Here is a 22,366-nt window from a genome sequence, read left to right as displayed (position 1 = left end):
GTGAGAAAACCCGCCTTATGGCGGGTTTTCTCGTTTCTGGGCGCTTTGGTTTGGGTGCCGTGCAGAGGTTGGGGGAAGTCCTTTCCAAAAGACGCTACGAGCACATCCATGTGCGCTTCGTTCGGGCCATCCTTGGCCCTCAAGACTTTTGGAAAGGACTTCCCCCAACCTCCGCGCCAAGCATTCTGCAGCATTCCTAGTGTGCTTTCTATTGGCGTTCACCCCCGGATAGAGTGGCTAAAACGTCCCTTCCATGAACTCCAGTACCGCCTCCCGATATGCCGGAAGAACAAACGTCGCGCCATGGGGTGTGTCGGTCCTCAGGAAGTCTTTGGGCTGTTCTGCGGCTTCATACAGTCGCATGCCGTGGTGGAACGGGATAATGCCGTCACGGGCGCTGTGGATGATTTTGACGGGGACCGGGGCGATGTTGGCGATTCGGTCCACGCCTTCGTAGTCGTCGGTGATGCTCCAGCTCAGGGGGATCTGGAACGGCCAGGTTAGCCAGAATTCTCCGAGTTTTTCACGGGCGATCAGGCGGAAGCCGGAGAAGGTGCCGTCGAGGATCACGCCGCTGAGCTGGGGGTGTTCGCCTCGTTGCACCCATTCACTGGCGAGGGCGATGCCGAGGCCGCCGCCGAGGCTTTGGCCGAGTAGGAACAGGGGATGGTCGTTTTCGGGGTGGCGTTCTGCGAGCCAGCGCAGGCCGGTTTCGGTGTCGTGCAGGGCGCCCTCTATGTCTGGGGCGCCGGTGGATTGGCCGTAGCCCCGGTAGTCTATGGCAAATACGTTGTAGCCTTGCTCCGGCAGCCAGGCGACGTTGAGGATGTGGGCGCTGACGTTCTGGGCGTTGCCGTGCAGGTAATAGACCGTGCCTTTGGCGGGTTCTTCTGTGAGGGCGGGCAGCCACCAGCCGTGGAGGGTTTCGCCATCGGCGGTGTCCAGGTAGATGTCTTCATACTCCAGGTTCAGGCGGTCCGGGGTGATGTAGGTTACCTTGTCCGGGTAGAAGAACACGCTGCTGCAGCCGGTTTGCAGCAGAGCGAGCAAGACCAGCAGGGTGGGTGTTGCCGGCCGCTTGCCCAGCCTGGAGAGCGTCAGAAATACGCGTGAATGCCAGCCTGCCATATGCTTTGGTACCTGTTGAAGTGGTCTTCCCGGTTGAATTCAGCAAACAGGCTGAATTCCCGGCCTATGTGCAGATTGCCTTTAACGTACAGCTGGTCCTGCCGGTGTTGGCTGCTGATGATCCAGGCCTTGGTTTTGGCGCCGGCCAGAAGGCTGAACCGGTTGTTCTGGTGCAGCAGGCCCAGGTCAGCGCCCGGGGCGAAGTCGTAGCCGCGGCGGATGTCATCGTCGATTTCCAGATCGGCGGTGGCGACGGCGAAGGCCTGGGTGTTGTAGTTCAGGCTCCAGCTTCCACCGGCACCGCCCTCCAGGTAGGGCGTGAGCACTCGCTGTGTGCCGGTGTCTGTGCGCCGCCCGCCGAAGCCTACCTGCCAGGAAATGGGAGAGAAGAACTGGTTGCGAGGGCTCAGGGATCGGATCTCCACACCCACAATCTGTTCCACCTGCAGTTCGTCATTGTCGTGGTAGAGCCGGGCGTCCAGCCGCAGGAACTGTAACTGGGCGCCGGAGCGGTAACCCTCCGGCGGGTCCAGTACGTCATGGTAGGCGGGGCGCAGGGTGAGCTGGGTGAATTCGGCGTGGTCCAGTTGGCCACTGCCGAGGCTTACCCGAAAAGTGTCGTGGCCCTGGTCGTCGCGAACCACGGGCTCCGGGACAGGAGGTATCTCCTGCGCGTCGTCTATCTGGCTGCGTGAAATCAGTAGCTGATGCGACAGGGGGGCGGAAAATTCCCTTGGCCAGCCACGGGCTTCGCTTTGATAGCGCACGTAATCGTAGGTGGCGTCCAGTACCCAGGCTCTTTCCTGTGTCGAGAGCTGTTGCATCTCAGGGCCATTCACCTGCACGTAACCATTGGCGATGGCTGCGGCCAGGGTTTGATGGTCACGGGGCAGGGTATCGAGGCTGTGGCTAACAGCTGTGGCGGCCGAAGGCCGGTAATGAATGCTCTCGACAAGGTCTGCATCCCGAACCCAGCGTACCGTGTCGGAGGGGATTGCGTGAGTGCTTACTTCACCCAGCAGGTTGGTGCCTGGGCGCGCGGCATCAATCAGTGCCAGCAAGCGATAGGCGCAGTTCTCGTCAAAGAAGTAGTAATCGAAGTTTTTGTCCTGAATCTCCCAGGTGTGGGCCAGCATGGTGTCGACTTCTGGTTGGGTCAGGTTCAGGGTGTATTCCCATAAGTCCCGGTGTTCGATGTCGTTATACAGCCGGATCATCTCGTAATAGGGCCGGATGGAGGTAATCCCGGGATAACCGCCGAAAATACCCCGGTAGGCAAACAGCAGCTCGCTGTCGTGCTCGGCGGCGTCCGCTGCGTAAGAAATGGTATTGGCCAGCAGCAGGTCGGCTTCTTCATCCTCCTGGGGTGGGTCCAGTCGAAGGAAGGTGTGGCCGAACATGGACGATGGGCTGTTCAGATACGAGGCGGCGAATACCAATGTGACCTTCTCGGTGTTCAGTTCGGCCGCCCACTCGTCATAAGCGGGGCAAACTACAGGATCAGCGGGCAGGTCGAGCTGTTCCCGAAGCCAGGCATCCCGGGCAGGAAAACGGCATCGGGCGTGATCGTTGCCTTCGCCTGGCTCCTGAATAGCGGCAAGCGTTGCTTCCAGTTCTTCCCTGGGTGAGGTTTTGCCGTTCTCGCTCAGAAAAAACGCAGAGTCGTCCGCCTGACTGGTGTAGCCGGCGCCAAATCGGTCAGGCTGGTAGTGACCAAGGGTCAGCCATACCGGGTGCTGGTGAAGTTCATCGGGTGCAACGGCAAGGGCGGCCTGGGCCGAGAGTGAGCATGCAAGCCATAGAGCGGCCTGCCGGGGGCGCAAGATGTTACCCATAGGGGAGATCAGAGTCCGGATTGCGATTGGGTGCAGGAGGGCGCCATCCGTGGCGCCGCGTCAATCCTTTGGGAATGCGTTATTACGCAGCCACGTACTTGCTCAGAGACTCGTTCTGCTCAAGCAGGGAAACGATAGCATCTACCGCTTCACCAGAGGTGGTGTCAGAGTTCGGGAAAATGCTGGCGAAGTTGTCTTGCAGCACTTTGCGGAAGGCCTCACGGTCAGCCGCGTCTACACCCAGCAGTACCGCCAGGGTTTCCAGGTTTTCACCGGAGCCACGGGACATGTCACGGGCAACCTTGTCGATGTTGCTGTCCATGTACATGGCCATGGACTGAACAGACTGGTTAGTCTGGCAGCCGAGGGTACCGGTAGTCATACCGAAAGTCTGGTTACCGAAGGTTCCGTTGGTGGTGGCGGCCAGTACGTGCGGCGCAACGCCGGACTGTCCTTTCCAGATCATGGCACCTACGCCACAGCCAGGCTGAGCGAATGCCATGGAGGAAGCACCAAGAAGAATTGCACCTGCGATCAGTTTTTTCATTATCCACTCCTTTATGTGGTTTTTTGCTTTCGTCGCATACCCTGCAACCTGTAAGTCCTGAATCGGCTGCAAGCTAACGGCCCCGATATGGTTACCGGTGATTGGTGTGACCGTTGGGTTCAGTATAGATGAAAACCCGTGTTTGGGAAGAATACAAACTGACGGATCAAAGGGTTATTGATATCTGTCACTTCGAATTCTGTCGTTGTCGGCGGCGGGTAACGATCACCCGCCCAGATAAGCCTCCCGCACCTCCGGATTGGCCAACAGGTTTTTACCTGTATCGTGCAGCCTAATGCGCCCGGTTTCCAGCACATAACCCCGGTCGGCCAGGTTCAGGGCCTGGTGGGCGTTCTGCTCTACCAGGAACACGGTGATGCCTTCCTCCCGAAGGTGGCCGATGATCTCGAAGATCTGTTTGATGATAATCGGCGCCAGACCCAGTGACGGCTCGTCCAGGATGATCATCCGGGGTTTGCTCATCAGTGCCCGGCCGATGGCGAGCATTTGTTGCTCGCCGCCAGACATAGTGCCGGCCCGCTGGTGTTCCCGCTCCTTCAGGCGGGGGAACAGCTCGTACACGTGATCCTGGCTTTTACGGATCTCGGCCTTGGTGTTGAAGAACCCACCCATGGCCAGGTTCTCTTCCACGGTCAGCCCGGAAAAGACCCTCCGGCCCTCAGGCACAATGGCGATACCGGATCGCATGATGTTAGAGGTGGCCTCATTGGTAATATCCCGGCCTTCCAGGATAACCCGCCCGGCGCTGGCCTGGGGGTTACCGCAAACGGTCATCAACAGGGTGGTTTTGCCCGCGCCGTTGGCGCCGATCAGCGAGACGATCTCGCCTTTGTTCACTTCAACCGATACCCCGTGCAAGGCCTCGATCTTGCCGTAGTGGGTATGCACATCTTCCAGTACTAGCATGGTGTTTCCTCAGGCCTCGCCCAGATAAGCTTTGATAACGTCGTCGTTCTGGCGCACTTCGTCCGGTGTGCCTGCAGCCAGGGGGCGGCCCTGGTTGATCACGGTAATCCGGTCGGAGATGTCCATCACCAGGCTCATGTCGTGCTCGATCAACAGTACCGAGACGTTGTAGTCCTCTTTGAGGCTGACAATCAGTTGATTGAGGTCTTTGGTTTCTGCCGGGTTCAGGCCGGCGGCCGGTTCATCCAGCATCAGCAGTTTGGGCTCGGTCACCATGCAGCGGGCAATCTCCAGGCGCCGTTGCTGGCCGTAGGCCAGATTGCCGGCATCCCGGTTGGCAAGATCAAGCAGACCCACCCGCTCCAGCCAGTAGGCCGCCCGGTCCAGGGATTTCTGCTCCCGTGAACGGTAGTTGGGGGTTTTAATCAGTCCGGACAGCAGGTTGGTGTTCAGATGCCGATGCTGGGCCACCAGCAGGTTTTCCACCACGGTCATTTTGTTGAACAAGCGAACGTGCTGAAAGGTCCGCACCATGCCCAGCCGCGAGATTTTATAGTCGGGCTTGCCTTGCACCTCTTTGCCTTCGAACAGGATCTTGCCACCACTGGGCTTGTAGAACCCGCTGATGCAGTTAAATACCGTGGTTTTGCCGGCACCGTTTGGCCCGATGATAGAAACGATTTCGTGTTCCTGCACATCCAGGCTCACCTGATCGACGGCCAGCAGGCCGCCGAAGCGCATGGACAGATTTTTTACATCCAGCATGCCTGTCACTCCTGCCGTTTCAGTTCAATGTGAATCCGCCGCATGGGCATCAGGCCCTGTGGTCGCCACACCATCATCAACACCATGGCTGCACCGAACACCAGCATGCGGTAGTCGGCAAACTCACGGGCGAGCTCCGGCAGTATGGTGACCGCAATGGCGGCGAGTATGACGCCGATTTGCGAGCCCATGCCGCCGAGCACAACAATGGCCAGAATGATGGCGGATTCAAGGAACACGAACGACTCCGGGCTGATAAAGCCCTGCTTGGAGGCAAACACGGTGCCGGCAAAGCCGGCAAAGAACGCGCCGATGGTGAACGCTGAAAGCTTCACCGCGGTGCGGCTCAGGCCCAGTGAGCGGGCGGCAATTTCATCTTCCCGCAGGGCTTCCCAGGCCCGGCCCACTGGCATGCGCATCAGTCGGCGAATCACCAGAGCGGTGATCACCGCCAGTACCAGGGCTATCAGGTACAGGAAAATCACTTTGTGCTCGCCGCTGTAGGCAATGCCAAAGGTTTCGTGGAACGAGGTATTACCTTCTTCCTTAACGCGCCGGCCGAATTCCATACCGAACAGAGTGGGCTCGGGAATGCCCCCGATACCATTTGGTCCGCCGGTGATGGAGGTCCAGTTATTCAGCAGAATCCGGATAATCTCCCCGAAACCAAGGGTCACGATGGCCAGGTAATCGCCCCGCAATCGCAGTACGGGAAAACCCAGTACCAGACCGAACAGGGCGGCGAGCAGGGCACCGATGGGCAGGGCCATCCAGAACGAAATGCCCATGTACTGGGACAGCAGGGCAAAGGTATAGGCGCCCACGGCATAGAAGGCGACGTAGCCAAGATCGAGCAGGCCGGCAAGACCAACCACCACGTTCAAGCCCAGCGCCAGCATGACGTAGATCAGCACCAGAGTCGCCAGATCCACCGAGCCCCTGGACACGAAAAACGGCCAGAACAGGGCCAGCACAATGATGCCGGTCAGTGCCCAGGACTCCAGTTTTACCCGCTTGGCCTGGGGCATGGGTTCACGGCCTGCCAGTGGGTTCAGCGCTGGCAGTTTGCCGAGATTTCCCATGATGGTGTCGCGATACAGCTGGAAGAAAAACACTATGGCGGCGGCTACGAACACCGAGATAATGGTGCTGGCATCGGCGCCTTCCAGGCCGACCCGGGTGCCCCGGGCAACCAGGTTAAGGCCCAGGATGGGGAAGGCGATGACCATGGTGACCACCGCGCAGAACAAGGCATGTTTGAAGTTGTGTGCTGCCATCAGATCTTCTCAACCTCCGGTTTGCCCAGCAGTCCGGTGGGTTTGAACAGCAGAATCAGAATCAGAAGGCTGAACGACACCACGTCTTTGTACTCTCCGCTCAGATAGCCGGAGGTCATGCTTTCGGCAACGCCCAGAATCAGCCCGCCCAGCATGGCGCCGGGGATGCTGCCGATGCCGCCGAGCACCGCCGCAGTAAAGGCTTTCAGGCCGGCGATAAAACCGAACAAGGGGTCCACCGAGCCGTAGTACATGCCCAACAGCAGGCCGGCCACCGCAGCCAGCGCGGCGCCAATCACGAAGGTGGCGGAGATGATGCGGTTGGTATCAATACCCAGCAGGTTGGCCATGCCCAGATCCTGGGACACGGCCCGGCAGGCGCGGCCGATGCGCGAACGGGAAATAAACAGCGAAAGGATGGTCATGCAGACCAGGGTGGTGATGAAGATGGTGATCTGCATGTAGGAAATCGACAGCTGGAAACCTTCGCCTGTACCAAAGCGGAAGCTGCCATCAATCAGCGCCGGGAAGCCAACGTTGCGTGAGCCCTGCGCCAGGTGCACGTAGTTTTGCAGGAAGATAGACATACCGATGGCGGATATCAGCGGAATCAGCCGGTGCCGGCCGCGCACTGGTCGGTAGGCTACCCTTTCCACTGCCCAGCCCATGGAGCTGGATACGATCATGGCGCAGATCAGCGCAACGATCAGCACCAGCGGTAACCAGGCAATGCCCAGGGTGGCGAGGCCGGTGATTGCGATCAGCGCGGTGTAGGCACCGATCATGTAGATCTCACCATGGGCGAAGTTGATCATGCCGATGATGCCGTAAACCATCGTATAGCCGATGGCGATCAGGGCATAGGTGCTGCCGATCGTCAGCCCGTTGATGAGCTGCTGCGAGAAATAAAGGAGGTCTTGCATCTGTGTGGAACTCCGAATGCCTGCTGCCCGCACTCCTTGTCCCTGTGACGGGGTGTCCGTCAGGTAGCCAAGCGGGTCAGCAGAAGCCCAGAAAAACACCTTCCCCCGGGTTACGGCGAGAAGGTGTTCTCATAATGACCGTCTGTAAACGATGTTGGCTCAGTTGACCGGAGTCTTGCTGCCGTCGGAGTGCCATTCGTAGACGACAAACTCGAAGGACTCCATATCGCCCGCCTGGTTGTACTGAACGGTACCGATGGGCGTTTCGAAAGTGCCGGAGCGCAGGGCCTTGGCCACTTCAAACGGATCTTTGGTGCCGGCCTGTTCGATGCCGTCGGCAACCAGTTGAACAGCGGTATAGGAGGTGAGAACAAATGGGCCGGATGGGTCTTCACCCTTGTCAGCGAAGGCGGCTACCAGATCCTGGTTCTCTTCTTTCTCGTCAAAGCTTGGTGGCAGGGTAACCAGCAGGCCTTCGGCGGCTTCGCCGGCAATAGTGTTGATGTCTTTGTTGCCAACGCCTTCAGGCCCCATGAACTTCGCGTTCACGTCTGCCTGGCGAGCCTGGCGAAGGATCAAACCAAGCTCCGGATGGTAACCGCCGTAGTAAACGAAATCCACGTTGGCCTGTTTGATCTTGGTAACCAGTGACGAGAAGTCTTTGTCACCGGCGGTGATGCCTTCAAACATGGCCACTTCCACGCCGGCATTGCGCAAGGTGTCACGCACTGCCGTGGCAATGCCTTCACCATACTGCTGTTTGTCGTGGATGACAGCGACCTTATTCGGGTTCTGGCTGACGATGTACTCACCGGCGACCGGGCCCTGCATGCTGTCCAGGCCGATGGTGCGGAATACCAGCTCATAACCACGCTGGGTAATTTCCGGGCTGGTTGATGCCGGGGTAATCATCAGGATGCCTTCGTCTTCATAAATATCAGACGCCGGCTGGGTGGAGCTGGAACACAGGTGACCCACCACGTATTGAACACCCTGGTTGACCAGGCGGTTGGCAACGGTGACGGCCTGCTTGGGGTCGCACACGTCATCTACCTCCACGCCCACCAGTTGTTCGCCCATAACGCCGCCGGCAGCATTGATGCGTTCAATGGCCATGCGGGCGCCAGAAAACTGCATATCACCATACTGGGCAACGGGGCCGGTCATCGGGCCGGCAATACCAATTCGGATTTCAGCGGCGGCCTGGCCGGCGGCCATCAGGGCAACAGAAGCGCCTACAGCGGTAGCGAGTTTCTTAACGGACATTTTCATCGTGATGTTCCTGTTTGTTCAGGGTTATTGTTATGTTCTCAGAGACTTAAACAAACACCACAGCCAGCTGCTTGTCAAGCAGATCGGGCCAGGGTTTGCTCTGGAACACAGCGTCGCTTTCCAGGGTGGAATTAGCAAGCTCTGTGCCGTTCTCTGCGATGTTATGCGTCCGTGCTGTCGTCCTGATCGGTGAAGACCAGCGTCCTGTAACTTTCGTGATCGTGCAGTGGCTCGAAACTGGGGTCGACGGAGGCATCGTCGCGGTAGGCTTCGGAGATGTCGATGGCTTTTTCCAGAGTGCTGACGGCGTCTTCCCAGCGGCCAATCTCCGCGTAGGCGCAGGCCAGCTGGTAATGGGCGTGGCCGTTATCCGGGGCCAGCTTCAGTGCCCGTTGGCACAAGCTGATGGCCCACAGGGGTTCGCGCATTTCCAGAACGGCATCGGCTTTGTAGCTCAGGGCTTCCACATCATCAGGGCGCAGGTCCAGAATCTGGTCGTAGGCGGAGATCTTGTTTTGCTGGGAGGTCTCCTGGCTTGCCTTCAACCAGAGCGCGTGCACCTCGTTAGTGCGTTCAATCTCTGCCTGATTCTGGTGAATGATCTCGGATTTCTGCTGCAGCTGCTCTTCGATGGATTTCAGGCGCTTCTCGTACTCCACCACCAGTTCATTCACCCGTTTCTCGGCCAGGCTGGTGAGCTGGTTGCGCATGTCGCGGATCGAGTTCCAGCCAATCACCACCAGAATGGAGGTGGCGCCGGCAATCAGGTAAAAGAAGTAGGTGACGGTATCGGTGGCGTAGGACATGGTTTTGTCGGCAACCGACAATTCCTTGTCGACCACTTTTTCAATTAACTCGGCCCGGGTGTTCTGCATCTCCTGCCGCAATGCTTTCACCTCATCCAGCAGGTAGCGCTCCACGAATGGATTGTACAGGGGGCTTTCCAATTCACCGATTCGCTCTTCAACGTCTTCGTCCGTCACTTGCTGGGCCGACTCAGCCGGTTGCTGTTGGGCCATGGAGGCGCTGGCGAAAGTGATGGCAAAAACGAGTGCGAGGAAAAACCTGATCATCAACCGTTATCCGTTTTTGGGTGAGTGGCAAGCTGATGACCATAGCATAATGGCCACCAGAAAAAATGCCGCATACCTGGTGCGCGGCATGCTGAGCAATATAGGACGCAAGCTAGGTGATAATGCCCACTTGCAATTACCAGTGCAAAGACCTCTAATTATTAGAGGTATAAACAACGCGTTGATTCTGGAGCAGTGGTGTGAACAATTACGAGCAGGTGTTGGTGGCGCTTCGGCGGGTTATCCGGGCGACCGATCTTCATTCCAAGCGGTTGAGCAAGCACGCCGGGCTGACAGGGCCACAGCTGTTGATCATGCGCACTATCCGGGACCTCGGAGAGGTGACGATTGGCACCATCGCCGAAAATGTCAGTCTTAGTCAGGCCACCGTAACCACCATCCTGGATCGCCTGGAGCTGCGCAAACTGGTGTACCGGGTGCGCAGCACCCAGGACAAACGCAAAGTACACGCGCACCTGACCGAAGAAGGCGCCGAGATACTCGCCCGCGCCCCCAACCCGCTGCAGGAAGACTTTATTGCCAAGTTCCAGAGCCTGGCCGAATGGGAGCAGACCATGATCCTGGCCTCATTGCAGCGAGTAGCGAACATGATGGATGCCGACGACATTGATGCGTCGCCGGTGCTGACCGTTGGCTCTGTGCTCAAGGATGATGGCTGGAAGGAAAAAGCCTGACTGGGGCTTGTCCTAAGGGTCTGTCCCCGAATGGGGACTGACCCATTTTGGACCCATGGGTTTGAGTTTGGCTAGGGGTCTGTCCCCGAATGGGGACTGACCCATCTTGGAACCAATGGGTTCTAGTTTGGCGGCATGGACGGGCAAAAGTGGGTCAGTCCCCTTTGGGGACAGACCCCTGAGACAGCCCAAAAACCTAATGCACACTAGACCCCTGCCTGGGCTTATTCCCAAAACACACCTGAAACACATCGTTGTAGTGCTTGGCGAAATTCACCGATATCCCTTCCTTCAGATACTCCGGCAATTCCTCATAATCCCCGCGGTTTGCCTCCGGCAGTATCAGGTTATTGATCTTCTGCCGCCGCGCCGCAATCACCTTCTCCCGAATGCCACCCACCGGCAACACCTGCCCGGTTAGTGTCAGCTCTCCGGTCATGGCGATGTTCTGCTGCGGGGCTTCTTTGCGGGCGATGGAGAGCAGGGCGGTGGCCATGGTGACGCCGGCGCTCGGGCCGTCTTTCGGGGTGGCGCCCTCCGGTACGTGCAGGTGCACGAAGGATTTATCGAAGAAGGTCGGGTCTCCCTTGAAACGCTTCAGGTTGGAAGACACAAAGCTGTAAGCAATCTCTGCCGATTCCTTCATCACATCCCCCAATTGCCCGGTGAGCTTGAAGCCCCGTTGGCTGGTGTGAATGCGGGAGGCTTCGATACTCAGTGTGGCGCCGCCCATGGCGGTCCAGGCCAGGCCGGTGACCACGCCGGTGCCTTTCAGAGATTTCTCTTTCTTGAACGCCGGTTGTCCCAGGTAACTCACCAGATCAGACACCCCTACTTTCACTGGCTCATCCGGGTTTTCCAGCAGCCTCACAATGCCCTTGCGGATAATCTTGTGCAGCAGTTTTTCCAGGTTCCGCACACCGGCTTCCCGGGCGTAACCTTCAATCACCTGGCGGATCGCCGCATCGGTAATGTTCAGCTGTTTTTTCAGCAGCCCGGCCCGTTTCAGCAGGCGTGGCAGCAAGTGGTGCTTGGCGATGGCCAGCTTCTCTTCACCGATGTAGCCAGACAGGCGAATCACATCCATCCGGTCCAGCAGGGGCCGGGGAATGGTGTCCAACTGGTTGGCGGTACACACGAACAGCACCTTGGACAGGTCCATGCGCACGTCCAGGTAATGGTCCAGGAATTCCCTGTTCTGTTCCGGGTCCAGTGTTTCCAGCAGGGCAGAGGCCGGGTCGCCTTGATAGGAACTGCCGATCTTGTCGATCTCATCCAGCATGATGACCGGGTTGGCCACCTTGCTGTCTTTCAGGGCCTGAACGAACTTGCCGGGCATGGCGCCGATGTAGGTGCGGCGGTGGCCTTTGATTTCAGCTTCATCGCGCATGCCGCCGACACTGAACCGATAAAACTCCCTGCCCAGGGCATCTGCCACCGAATGGCCAATGGAGGTTTTGCCTACGCCCGGCGGGCCTACCAACAACAGTATGGAACCACTCACTTCACCCTTGAAGGTGCCTTCGGCCAGGAACTCAATGATGCGATCCTTCACATCGTCCAGGCCATCGTGGTCTCGGTCCAAAATGCGGCGGGCTTCGGCCAGGTCAAAATGGTCTTCGGAATGCACACCCCAGGGCACCTGGGTAATCCAGTCTAGATAATTGCGGGTAACGCCGTATTCCGGGGAGCCCTGTTCCAGTACCTGCAGTTTCTGGATTTCATCCTTGAACCGCTCTTGCACTGCCTCCGGTGGATTCAGCTTGGCCATGCGCTCTTCAAAACGCTCCACATCGGCGGTCTTGTCGTCCTTGGCGATGCCCAGCTCCCGCTGGATGACTTTCAGCTGCTCCCGCAGGAAGAATTCCCGCTGGTGCTTCTGCACCTTCTCGTTCACTTCCTCGTTAATCTCGGATTGCAGGCGGGCTACTTCCTGCTCCTTGCGCATCAGTAAAAGAACTTTCTCCATGCGCCGGAGCAGGGGCACGGTATCCAGCACATCCTGCAATTCGCGACCCGGGGCGCTGGTCATGGAGGCGCCGAAATCCGCCAGGGGTGAACTGTCTTCCGGGCCAAAGCGGGACAGGTACTGCTTCACTTCCTCACCATACAGAGGGTTGGTGCGCAGCAATTCCTTGATGGCAGCGATGATGGCCAGAGTGTAGGCCTTGAGCTCATCCGCCGGCTCCTCTGGCTCTTCCGGGTATTCCACTTCCACCAGGTAGGGTGGGCGGCGGCGCAGCCACTGAACAATCCTGAACCGCTGCATGCCCTGGGCAATAAACTGCACCTTGCCACCTTCGCTCTGGGCGTGGTGAACCTTCACCGCACACCCCATGGTCTCGAGGTCATCGCTGGCGGGAATGCCGGTGTCGGACTCCGGATCTTCCACAAAGCAGATGCCCAGAACCTTGTGGTCGGTTTCACCCACCCGCTTCAGGGTTTCCTGCCAGGGGTCCTGGTTCACCACCACGGGCTGTACCTGGGCTGGAAAGAACGGCCGGTTCGACACCGGCAACACATACATACGCCGCGGCCTGGCCTGTTGAGGCAAGACCAGGCTTTTGCTGTTCTCGTCTTTGCCGATGTACTCGGTCACATCTTCTTCAAATTCTTCCAGGGAGTCTGTGCGGTTCTCGTCATTCATACCGTGCTGCTCTCAAGGCTGAGTGGTTAAAGACCTATGTGACGACGAAAGCCAGGTTTTCAAGCTTTCAGGCGTTGCTAGAAAGCTTGGAATGTAATTACAATGTAGTTATCCATGGAGGGTGAATATGAATTTTGAATGGGACGAAAGGAAGGCGCTGATCAACCAGGATAAGCATGGCGTCAGTTTTCAGGAGGCGCGTACTGTTTTCTATGATGCGTATGGCTTGATTATTCCTGATCCTGACCACTCTGAGTTGGAGGATCGGTTTCTGATTCTGGGGCGCAGTGAGTCGCTCCGGTTGCTTGTGGTTTGTCATTGTTATCGACAGGATGATCAAACCATCAGGTTGATTTCTGCACGCAAAGCGACGAAGCATGAGTCTGGCTATTACAGGGCCGGGAGGCGAGGACTATGAGAGACGAATACGACTTTTCAGAGGCGAAAAGAAACCCCTACGCCAAGGCGTTGAAAAAGCAGATCACAATTCGGGTGGACGAAGATGCGTTGGGATACTTCAAGGCATTGGCCGAAGAATTGGGCGTGCCTTATCAGAGCCTGATCAATCTTTATCTGCGGGACTGCGCGCAGGCTCGAAGGAAGCCGGATCTGCACTGGAAATGAAGCTGGTGACTTGATTTTGTGCTCCTAGCCCCAATACCGGACGTATCAAATTCATTTCAGCTTCGGGTAACTGTATGACCGCTTCGCCGTACATCTTCGACGCCACCGCCGACAACTTTCAGCAGAAAGTGATGGAGGCCTCCGCCACCACCCCAATCCTGGTGGACGTATGGGCCGAGTGGTGTGCGCCTTGCAAACAGCTGATGCCGATTCTGCAGAAGCTGGCGGAGGAGTATCAGGGGAATTTCCAGCTGGCCAAGGTGAATGCAGACGAACAGCAGGAGCTGACGGCTTCCCTCGGTGTGCGCAGCCTGCCCACGGTGATTCTGGTGAAGAATGGCCAGGCGGTGGATGGTTTTAACGGTGCCCTGCCGGAAAGCGAGATCCGCAAGGTACTGGAAAAGCACATCGACGTGCCGTCTGAAGACCCTTACGAGAAAGCCCACGCCCTGTGGGAAGCCGGTGATGTAGACGGTGCCCTGGCCATCCTCACCGAGATGAACCAGAAAGACCCGGAAAACCTGGATGTGCTGATCGACCTGGCCCAGCTGAAAGCCGAGCAGGGCGATCTCGGCACCGCCGAGCAGGTGCTCAACAGCCTGCCGCCGGAAGAGAAACTGCAGCACAAGGCCAAACAGCTGGCGGCCAGGGTGAAGTTTTTGAAGCAGTCCGGTGAACTGCCGGCGCAGTCGGAACTGGAGGCAAAGCTGGAAGCCAATCCGAAAGACCCGGAAGCCCTGCACCAATTGTCCCTGCACAAGGTACTGCAGGACAAAAACGCCGAAGCCATGGATCTGCTGATTCGCCTGATGCAGGCCGACAGCACCTACAAAGACGGTATCGCCAAGACTACGCTGGTGGAACTGTTCGAGAAGCTGGGTAACAACAATCCGGATGTGCGTACCTACCGCCGTAAACTCTACACCCTGATGCACTGACAACGGATGGCTGGCCTGGCTGTCAAGGTCAGGCCAGCAACGCCACCGATTTGATCAGCGCGTACACCTGCTTGCCCGTTGCCAGCCCCAGTTGCTGGACCGCCCGGGCGGTGATTTCTGCCAACAGCAGTTGACCGTCCGCCGTTCGGCAGGCCACCACGCAACGGTTGTCCCTGGGCGGGTCTATGCGTTCGATGGTCACCGGCAGGTGGTTCTGAATGCTGATGTGTTGAGGGTCTACCAGAGACAAACTGACGTCCCGGGCAAGAATGCTAATCCGGGTTCTGTCCATCCCGGCTGCCGGCGCAGAACTTGTTAACCACAGCCGAGCCTCCGGCGGGCCAAAAGGCCGGGCGTTGTCTTCCCCCGCCTCACCTAGAGTTCCCTCCAGCACTGAAGCCGCACCCGCATCATCGAACAACGGGGAGTCTGGCCGGGCCAGGGCCTCCCGCAAGGTTTCCACGTTTTGAATCTGGCCGTTCTGCATGAACACCACCCGGTCTGCCAGCCGGGTGACCTCATCCGGGGAATGGCTGACCATGATAATCGGCACCCCGGATTCCGCCGCCATGCGTGACAGAAACGGCATGATTTCCCGTTTGGTCTGGGTATCCAGCGCCGCCATGGGTTCGTCCAGTAGCAGCAACTGGGGGCTGATCAACAACGCACGGCCAAGGGAAAATCGCTGGCGCTGGCCCCCGGAGAGTTGATCAATTCGCCGGTCCAGCAGGTGCTCAATACCCAGCATGGCGGTCACTTCGTCCGGGTGAAGCCGACGTTGTTCCGCCGGTGTGCGCTGGTAGCCATACAGCAGATTCTCACGGGCAGACAGGTGAGGGAGCAGGCTGTGCTCCTGAAACACCAGGCCAATCCTACGCTTGTGCAGGGGCAGAAACTGCCGGCCCCGTTGCCAGTGCTGCCCGCCAAAGCGCACCACCGCACCCCGTGGCCGTTCCAGGCCGGCGATAATGCGCAGCAGGGTGGTTTTGCCACAACCGGAGCGGCCAAACAGCGCGGTGACACCCTCCAGCGGTAGCTCATGGTTAACCTTGAGCTCAAAGTCCTTGCCGTGGCGAAGGTGTGCCTGCAGGTACAGGGTCATAGCTTGGCGACCTCGAACCGGCGGTTAATGCTGTACACCACAAACAAAGTGGCAAAGGCGAAGATTAATAACATCAGCGACAGGCTGTGGGCGGCATCGTAGTTCATGGCCTCGGCGTGATCGTAGATCAAAACCGACAGCACCTTGGTTTCACCCGGAATGCTGCCGCCGAGCATCAAAATAACGCCGAACTCTCCCAGGGTGTGGGCGAAGGTCAGGGTGGCTGCCACCACAAAACCGCCCCGACTGAGGGGGAAGATCACCGTTCGGAACCGGTCCCAGGCGCCGGCGCCCAGGCTGCTGGCCACCTCGACCGGGCGCCGGCCCAGGTTGCGAAAGGCTTCGGTCAGCGGTTGCACGGCAAAGGGCATGGAATAGATAACCGAGGCGATCAGAATCCCCTCAAACGAAAACGCCAGGTGCTGAAAACCCAAGTCCTGAAGGGTTTGACCCACCACGCCCCGGGGCCCAAGAGTGATCAGCAGATAGAACCCCAGCACGGTGGGCGGCAGCACCAATGGCAGCGCCACAATGGCCTGCACCACAGTACGGAACTGGGTGCGCCCCTGCGCCAGCCACCAGGACACAGGTGTAGCTAGCAATAACAGAATGATGGTGGTGTAAAGGCAGAGCTTGAAGGTGACTTCAATGGCCTGCCACTCTGCGGGGCCGAGTTGAAACATTAGGGTCCTTTCAGGTGAAGATGCCGGTTGGCCGTGCGCCGGTCAGGGCATCACAAATCCGTATTGCTCCATTATAGAGTGTGCCTGCTCTGTGGTCATGAAATCGGCAAAGTGCATGGCCTCTGGCTTGTTGCCGCCACGCCGGGTAACCACATAGCCCTGGGTCAGTGGGTTGTGCAGGTTGTCGTCGATCAGGTAGTGGTTGTGAGCAGCCAGTTCCGGAAACTTCGCCAGAGACAGTGCAATCACACCCACCTGAGCGGCACCGGACGCGGCCATCTGCGCCGCGTGGGCAATGTTCTCACCAAACACCAGCTTGGGTTGCACTGCCTCCCATACGCCGGCCGCCTGCATGGCTTCCCTGGCGCGCAGCCCGTAAGGTGCGTGGGCCGGCTGGGCGATGGCGATGCGGGTAATGGAATCCGAAGTCAGGTCATTGAGGGTCAGGCTGCCGGCGTCCAGGGTGTTGCTCCAGAGCACAATCCGGCCAATGGCGTAGACCGCTGGCTGGGTAGCCGTCAGCCCCTCTTGCTCAAGCCGCTTGGGAAACGCAATGTCGGCCGAAAAGAAAATGTCGTAGGGCGCACCGTTAATGATCTGCGTGGTCATCTTGCCGGAGGAACCATACACCACCTGCACATTGGCGGCCGGGTTGGCTTCGCGATACAGCTCAATGATGTCGTCCAGGGCATAGCGCAAATCCGAAGCCGCCGCGATACGCACCAGTTCGCCCGCCTGGAGACTGGACGTAAACAGCAAAGCGGCCAGCAGGGCCAGCATTCGCCACGGCTTGAACCATTGATACATCCCGAATCCCCCAAACAACGTATTCTGGTTTACATAAGCACAAGGCAGCGTAACCGTTTTACCGCAGCGAACCGAGTAACATGCTAAAACTCCCGCCCCAGCCTGACAACTGTGAACTCTGCGAACGCGCCGTGCCCAAGCTCACCCGCCACCACCTTATACCCAAACACCTGCACCGCAAAAAGCGGTTTCAGAAGCTGTTCAGCAAAGAGGAGCTGATCACCCGCACCTTGTGGGTGTGCCGGCCATGCCATAACGCGATTCATCGGGCGCGCTCGGAGCATGAGTTGGGGTTGTACTTCAATACGCGGGAACAGCTGCTGAAACTGGAGGAGGTGAAGGCGTTTGTGGAGTGGATTCGGGATAAGCCGGCGGGGTTTGTGCCGAAGAAGGGGAGATGAACAGGCCCGCCGCAGCGGGCCTGTTGCCAGGGGGCTACGCCTTACCCTGCTTCATCGCTTCAAACTCATCCTCAAAGAAGAACTTCTCCTCCCCGAAGGCGGGCTCCAGCTCATGCAGCCAGGTGGCGGTTTCGCTGTACTTGGCAAAGAAAGGACGCTGTACCCAGTCCGGGTTGCGGCCCTGCAGGAAGCGCAGTACGAACACCTTTTCGCCTTTGATTTCGGTAATGCCCTGAACTTCCACCTTGCCGGGGCCGGCGCTCATGCTGGGGCCGCGGGCGGTGCGGGCCAGGCCGCTGACCTGCTTCATGGCTTCGCGGTAGATGTGGTAGGCCTCGGCCAGGGGCACTTCGAAGTAGTTCTTGGCGCCGGTGTCCCGCTCTACAAACATGTAGTAGGGGATGATGCCCAGCTTCACTTCTTTCTTCCAAAGCTTGGCCCAGTCATCGGCGTTGTCATTCACGTGTTTGATCAGCGGGCCTTGGGCGCGGATCTCGGCACCGGTGGCGCGGATGCGGCGGATGGCTTCTTCCGCGATGTCGGTGGTGATTTCCTGCCAGTGGTTGTAGTGGGCCATGATGGCCACGTGCTTGCCGCCATCAACCAGTTTGGCGAACAGTTCGATCAGCTCGTCGGCATCCTTGTCGGTCACGAAACGGTACGGCCAGAAGGTGAGGGCCTTGGTGCCAATGCGGATGGTCTGGATGTGGTCAAACTCGGGCTGCAGCAGCGGTTCCAGGTACTGCACCAGGTTCTTGGTCTTCATGACCATGGGGTCGCCACCGGTGACCAGCAGGTCGGTCACTTCGGTGTGCTCCTGCAGGTAGCCGTGCAGCTTCTCGGCATCAGTGCTGGCCATTTTCAGGTCTTTGTCGCCCACAAACTGCGCCCAGCGGAAGCAGAAGGTGCAGTAGCTGTGGCAGGTTTGGCCCTGGGAAGGGAAGAACAGCACGGTTTCACGGTACTTGTGCTGCACGCCGTCCAGCACTTCGCCGTCCAGTTCTGGCATGTTCATTTCCATCTGGCCGGCCGGGTGCGGGTTCAGTTCGTCCCGGATAACCTTCGCGGCAGCCTGGATGTCCTTCTTGTCGGCACCCTCGCGGTGCAGCTTCGCCATCTGTTCGTAATGTTCGTCCTTGAGCATACCCTTTTGAGGGAATACGAGCTGATAGATGGGATCGTTTGGTACCTTGTCCCAGTTGATCAGTTCGTTGATCACATATTCGTTGACCCGGAATGGCAGCACGCTGGCCACCACTTTCATTTCGAACAGGGTCTCTTCGGGGAGATTCTGGATCGCCTCAATTTTATCGAGCTGGCGGTCGGTAAAAACCTTGAACCGGCGTTCCTCGAATTCCTGAACCGGGATGCGGTTCGGAAAGGTGACGATGGAGTTCATAGATCGCCCTCTGATTAGGTGCCAAAGATAAAAGGAGGGTTAGTAACCTCCTTCACTGGTTAAAAAACGGGCAGGCAAGTATACATAAATCGAAATTCATTTTCAGGTCTAATTAATAATTCAGTGTTTGGGGTCTGAGTTCATCGTCTAAATTCACCGAATATCGCTAATTTAAGGCGAAATAGTCCAAAAATCGCAGATTTGTTTAAGCTTCAGGTGTTTAGCATGGCGATGCAATTCGTAAGTACCAATGCGCTCATACATTGGTCTGATGCCTGGTTGTGAAAGTCATCGAAACCGGACATTATTGCGTAACTAATCTAAATAAAACGGCTGTTTTAGCATTTCAAACGGCTGTTTGTTTGTTTTTCTGGCTCATTTTGTAGTAAAAGTACGAAAGTTTTGGCATGCGGCGCGCTCAGTGCCGCCGGTGTCGGGAAGTTCGGGGCCAAAAGCTCCGCCCGCAGCCGGCCCGCGCGGCAGGAAAAATGTGAAAGCTGTTCTATGCTTGAGAGAGGTCAAACGCGCTATTAAGCATTTCTCGCAAGCTGATGTATCCACAATAAAACTGCAGGTTATCGCAGCATTTCAAGTTTGCACCGTGACAGGCTGCTGATCGTGGCCCACGAGGCACCTTTTGAGTCCAAGGGGAGGGTTTGATGTACCAGGATGATGATCCCATTGAAACCAGTGAATGGCTTGATGCGCTGGAATCTCTGATCGAGAACGAAGGCGTTGATCGGGCCAAATACATTCTGGAGCGCCTGTCTGAGCGCGCCAGCCGCGATGGCACCGCGCTGCCATATTCCATCACCACGCCATTCCGCAACAGCATTCCAGTGGCCAAGCAGGCGCAGATGCCGGGCGACCTGTTCATGGAGCGGCGCATCCGCTCACTGATCCGCTGGAACGCCATGGCCATGGTGGTGCGGGCCAACAAGCGCCCGGGCGATCTGGGTGGCCACATTTCCACCTTCTCTTCTGCCGCCACATTGTATGACGTGGGCTTCAACTATTTCTTCCACGGTGGCGACGACAAGCGGGAATCTGACCTGGTGTACTTCCAGGGCCACGCAGCGCCGGGTATCTATGCGCGCTCCTTCCTGGAAGGCCGCTTTAGCGAAGAACAGCTCGACAAGTATCGCGAAGAGGTAGACGGCGAAGGCCTGTCCTCTTACCCGCACCCCTGGCTGATGCCGGATTACTGGCAGTTCCCCACGGTTTCCATGGGCTTGGGGCCGATTCAGGCCATCTACCAGGCCCACGTGATGAAGTACCTGCACAGCCGTGAGCTGACCGATATGGACAACCGCAAGGTTTGGGCGTTCATCGGTGACGGCGAGTGCGATGAGCCGGAAACCCTTGGCTCCATTTCCAAGGCTGGCCGCGAGAACCTGGATAACCTGATCTTCGTGGTTAACTGTAACCTGCAGCGCCTGGACGGCCCGGTGCGTGGTAACGGCAAGATCATCCAGGAACTCGAAGGCGTGTTCCGTGGTGCTGGCTGGAACGTGATCAAAGTCGTATGGGGTCGCCATTGGGACCCGCTCTACGCCAAAGACGAAAACGGCGCCATGCAGCGTGCCATGGATGAAATCTGCGACGGCGACCTGCAGAACTTCAGCTTCAAGGGCCCGGCTTACACCCGAAAGGAATTCTTCGGTCGTTACCCGGAACTGGCGAAGCTGGTTGAGGACATGTCTGATGAAGAGATCAGCAAACTCAACCGTGGTGGCCACGATCCCTACAAAGTCTATGCCGCTTACCACAAGGCGGTGAACCAGGCCAACGGCAAGCCGACGGTCATTCTGGCTCACACCATCAAAGGCTACGGCTTTGGCGCGGCGGGCGAAGCCCAGAACACCGCGCACTCCCTGAAGAAGCTGGACATCGACACCCTGAAGGAATTCCGGGACCGTTTCGGCGTGCCCCTGAAAGACGACGAGCTGGAAGAGGTGCCTTACTACCGCCCGGCGCCAGACAGCCCGGAACTGGTGTACATGAAAAAGCGCCGGCAGGATCTCGGTGGCTTCTATCCGAAGCGCAACAAGGACTGCCAGCCCCTGCAGATTCCCGACCTGGATATCTTCAAGCAGGTGCTGGAAGGCTCTGACGGCCGTGCTATCTCCACCACCATGGCGTTTGTGCGGATTCTGAGCGCACTGGTGAAAGACAAGCGCATCGGCAAACGCGTGGTGCCCATTGTGCCGGACGAAGCCCGTACCTTTGGTATGGAAGGCATGTTCCGTCAACTCGGTATCTACACCTCCGAAGGCCAGAAATACGTGCCCCAGGATCGTGACCAGATCATGTACTACCGGGAAGACAAGAAAGGCCAGATCATGCAGGAGGGCATCAACGAAGCCGGTGCCATGGCTACCTGGATGGCCGCTGCCACGTCCTATAGCACCAACAGCTACCCGCTGATTCCGTTCTATGTGTTCTATTCCATGTTCGGCTTCCAGCGTGTGGGCGACCTGGCCTGGGCTTCCGGCGACATGCAGGCCCGTGGCTTCCTGATTGGCGGTACCGCCGGCCGTACCACCCTGAACGGTGAAGGCCTGCAGCACCAGGATGGCCACAGCCACGTACTGGCCAACACCATTCCGAACTGCAAGGCCTACGACCCGGCCTACGGTTACGAAATGGCCGTGGTGATTCGCCACGGTATGAAAGAAATGTTCGAAGACAACAAAAACGTCTTCTACTACCTGACCATCGAAAACGAAAACTACGAACAGCCTGCCATGCCGAAAGACTGCGAAGACGGCATCATCAAGGGCATGTACAAGTATGAATCGGTGGAAACCAAGGGCCGCAAGAAGAGCCCGAGGGTTCAGTTGCTGGGTGCCGGCGCGATCATGAACGAAGTGCGCGAAGCCGCCCAGATGCTGAAAGACGACTGGGGTGTAGCCTCCGATGTGTGGAGCGTGACCAGCTTTAACGAACTGGCCCGTGACGGTCAGCACGTAGAGCGCTGGAACCACCTGCACCCGGACGACAAGCCGCGCCAGGCCTATGTTACCCAGTGCCTGGAGAAGGCCCAGGGGCCGGTGGTGTCTGCCACCGATTACATCAAGCTGCACTCCGAGCAGTTGCGGGCCTTCATCCCGAAAACCTTTATGACCCTGGGCACCGACGGTTTCGGCCGCAGCGATACCCGCGAGAAGCTGCGTAGCTTCTTTGAGGTGGACCGCTACTACATCACCGTCACCGCCCTGTCTGCCCTGGCCAAAGATGGTGAGATCAAGCTTGAACAGGTTCTCGAAGCCATGCGCAAGTACGGAATCGATCGCAACAAAACGAACCCGGTGCTGAGCTAA

General features: G+C 58.0%; 20 protein-coding genes. 6 read left to right on the top strand and 14 right to left on the bottom strand.

Translation table 11 applies throughout. The annotated features are described in order from the left end of the window. Nucleotides 1–237: 237 nt before the first annotated feature. The 9 genes from C7H10_RS05950 to C7H10_RS05910 form a co-directional block, all read right to left on the bottom strand. A complete protein-coding gene (locus C7H10_RS05950) occupies nt 238–1,128 on the bottom strand; it encodes an alpha/beta hydrolase (RefSeq protein WP_106694141.1) in 891 nt (296 codons plus the stop codon). Continuing rightward, nucleotides 1,098–2,963 (bottom strand): Lnb N-terminal periplasmic domain-containing protein, encoded by a 1,866-nt coding sequence (locus tag C7H10_RS05945; RefSeq protein WP_106694140.1) that lies wholly within the window; start codon nt 2,961–2,963, stop codon nt 1,098–1,100. The genes C7H10_RS05950 and C7H10_RS05945 overlap by 31 nt, the downstream gene beginning before the upstream one ends. Nucleotides 2,964–3,045: 82 nt before the next feature. Beyond that, a complete protein-coding gene (locus C7H10_RS05940) occupies nt 3,046–3,510 on the bottom strand; it encodes a DUF3015 domain-containing protein (protein WP_061330628.1) in 465 nt (154 codons plus the stop codon). A gap of 225 nt (nt 3,511–3,735) precedes the next feature. Beyond that, nucleotides 3,736–4,437, bottom strand: a complete 702-nt coding sequence (locus C7H10_RS05935) for an ABC transporter ATP-binding protein (protein WP_106694139.1) — start codon at nt 4,435–4,437, stop codon at nt 3,736–3,738. Between the two features lie 9 nt (nt 4,438–4,446). Further along, nucleotides 4,447–5,202, bottom strand: coding sequence for a high-affinity branched-chain amino acid ABC transporter ATP-binding protein LivG (gene livG, locus C7H10_RS05930; protein WP_061330626.1), 756 nt, complete (start codon nt 5,200–5,202; stop codon nt 4,447–4,449). A gap of 5 nt (nt 5,203–5,207) precedes the next feature. Beyond that, entirely contained in the window at nt 5,208–6,479 is a 1,272-nt protein-coding gene (locus C7H10_RS05925) for a high-affinity branched-chain amino acid ABC transporter permease LivM (protein ID WP_058092563.1), read from the bottom strand. Beyond that, nucleotides 6,479–7,402: a high-affinity branched-chain amino acid ABC transporter permease LivH gene (gene livH, locus C7H10_RS05920; RefSeq protein ID WP_106694138.1), complete on the bottom strand. Its 924-nt coding sequence runs from the start codon at nt 7,400–7,402 to the stop codon at nt 6,479–6,481. The genes C7H10_RS05925 and livH overlap by 1 nt, the downstream gene beginning before the upstream one ends. A gap of 159 nt (nt 7,403–7,561) precedes the next feature. Then, a complete protein-coding gene (locus C7H10_RS05915) occupies nt 7,562–8,674 on the bottom strand; it encodes a branched-chain amino acid ABC transporter substrate-binding protein (RefSeq protein ID WP_106694137.1) in 1,113 nt (370 codons plus the stop codon). A 161-nt stretch (nt 8,675–8,835) separates the two neighbouring features. Further along, the gene (locus C7H10_RS05910) at nt 8,836–9,693 is read right to left on the bottom strand and encodes a TPR end-of-group domain-containing protein (RefSeq protein ID WP_374786928.1); all 858 of its coding nucleotides are present in this window, start codon (nt 9,691–9,693) and stop codon (nt 8,836–8,838) included. Nucleotides 9,694–9,947: 254 nt separating this feature from the next. Here C7H10_RS05910 and C7H10_RS05905 point away from each other — a divergent pair, with 254 nt between their 5' ends. After that, nucleotides 9,948–10,442, top strand: coding sequence for a MarR family winged helix-turn-helix transcriptional regulator (locus C7H10_RS05905; protein ID WP_106694135.1), 495 nt, complete (start codon nt 9,948–9,950; stop codon nt 10,440–10,442). Nucleotides 10,443–10,638: 196 nt separating this feature from the next. On the opposite strand, the gene lon is transcribed toward C7H10_RS05905, so the two are convergent. Then, nucleotides 10,639–13,089, bottom strand: a complete 2,451-nt coding sequence (gene lon / locus C7H10_RS05900) for an endopeptidase La (RefSeq protein ID WP_061330621.1) — start codon at nt 13,087–13,089, stop codon at nt 10,639–10,641. Nucleotides 13,090–13,216: 127 nt separating this feature from the next. Between lon and C7H10_RS05895 the strand changes: the two genes are divergently transcribed. The 3 genes from C7H10_RS05895 to trxA all read left to right on the top strand — a co-directional run bounded on the left by C7H10_RS05895 (nt 13,217) and on the right by trxA (nt 14,651). Further along, nucleotides 13,217–13,507: a BrnT family toxin gene (locus tag C7H10_RS05895; RefSeq protein WP_106694134.1), complete on the top strand. Its 291-nt coding sequence runs from the start codon at nt 13,217–13,219 to the stop codon at nt 13,505–13,507. Further along, nucleotides 13,504–13,713 carry a BrnA antitoxin family protein gene (locus C7H10_RS05890; protein WP_061330619.1) on the top strand — a complete coding sequence of 70 codons (210 nt, stop codon included), beginning with the start codon at nt 13,504–13,506 and terminating at the stop codon, nt 13,711–13,713. The genes C7H10_RS05895 and C7H10_RS05890 overlap by 4 nt, the downstream gene beginning before the upstream one ends. A 74-nt stretch (nt 13,714–13,787) precedes the next feature. Next, nucleotides 13,788–14,651 (top strand): thioredoxin, encoded by an 864-nt coding sequence (gene trxA, locus C7H10_RS05885; RefSeq protein WP_106694133.1) that lies wholly within the window; start codon nt 13,788–13,790, stop codon nt 14,649–14,651. Nucleotides 14,652–14,679: 28 nt separating this feature from the next. On the opposite strand, the gene modC is transcribed toward trxA, so the two are convergent. Genes modC through modA form a run of 3 tightly spaced genes read right to left on the bottom strand, consistent with a single transcriptional unit; the run spans nt 14,680 to nt 17,243 of the window. Beyond that, the gene (modC, locus tag C7H10_RS05880) at nt 14,680–15,753 is read right to left on the bottom strand and encodes a molybdenum ABC transporter ATP-binding protein (protein ID WP_106694132.1); all 1,074 of its coding nucleotides are present in this window, start codon (nt 15,751–15,753) and stop codon (nt 14,680–14,682) included. Next, on the bottom strand, nt 15,750–16,436 hold the full coding sequence (gene modB, locus C7H10_RS05875; RefSeq protein ID WP_106694131.1) for a molybdate ABC transporter permease subunit: 687 nt from the start codon (nt 16,434–16,436) through the stop codon (nt 15,750–15,752). Before modB ends, modC begins: the two co-directional genes overlap by 4 nt. Before the next feature lie 42 nt (nt 16,437–16,478). Continuing rightward, nucleotides 16,479–17,243, bottom strand: coding sequence for a molybdate ABC transporter substrate-binding protein (modA, locus tag C7H10_RS05870; protein ID WP_244178195.1), 765 nt, complete (start codon nt 17,241–17,243; stop codon nt 16,479–16,481). A gap of 80 nt (nt 17,244–17,323) precedes the next feature. Here modA and C7H10_RS05865 point away from each other — a divergent pair, with 80 nt between their 5' ends. Then, nucleotides 17,324–17,644, top strand: coding sequence for a hypothetical protein (locus C7H10_RS05865; RefSeq protein ID WP_106694129.1), 321 nt, complete (start codon nt 17,324–17,326; stop codon nt 17,642–17,644). A 34-nt stretch (nt 17,645–17,678) separates the two neighbouring features. Here the strand turns inward: C7H10_RS05865 and C7H10_RS05860 are convergent, their stop codons facing one another. Beyond that, nucleotides 17,679–19,043 carry a KamA family radical SAM protein gene (locus tag C7H10_RS05860; protein WP_106694128.1) on the bottom strand — a complete coding sequence of 455 codons (1,365 nt, stop codon included), beginning with the start codon at nt 19,041–19,043 and terminating at the stop codon, nt 17,679–17,681. Nucleotides 19,044–19,702: 659 nt separating this feature from the next. Between C7H10_RS05860 and aceE the strand changes: the two genes are divergently transcribed. After that, on the top strand, nt 19,703–22,366 hold the full coding sequence (gene aceE, locus C7H10_RS05855) for a pyruvate dehydrogenase (acetyl-transferring), homodimeric type (RefSeq protein WP_106694127.1): 2,664 nt from the start codon (nt 19,703–19,705) through the stop codon (nt 22,364–22,366).

The organism is Marinobacter shengliensis, from assembly GCF_003007715.1.
GTDB lineage: Bacteria > Pseudomonadota > Gammaproteobacteria > Pseudomonadales > Oleiphilaceae > Marinobacter > Marinobacter shengliensis.
This window is presented reverse-complemented; position numbering and strand designations above follow the sequence as displayed.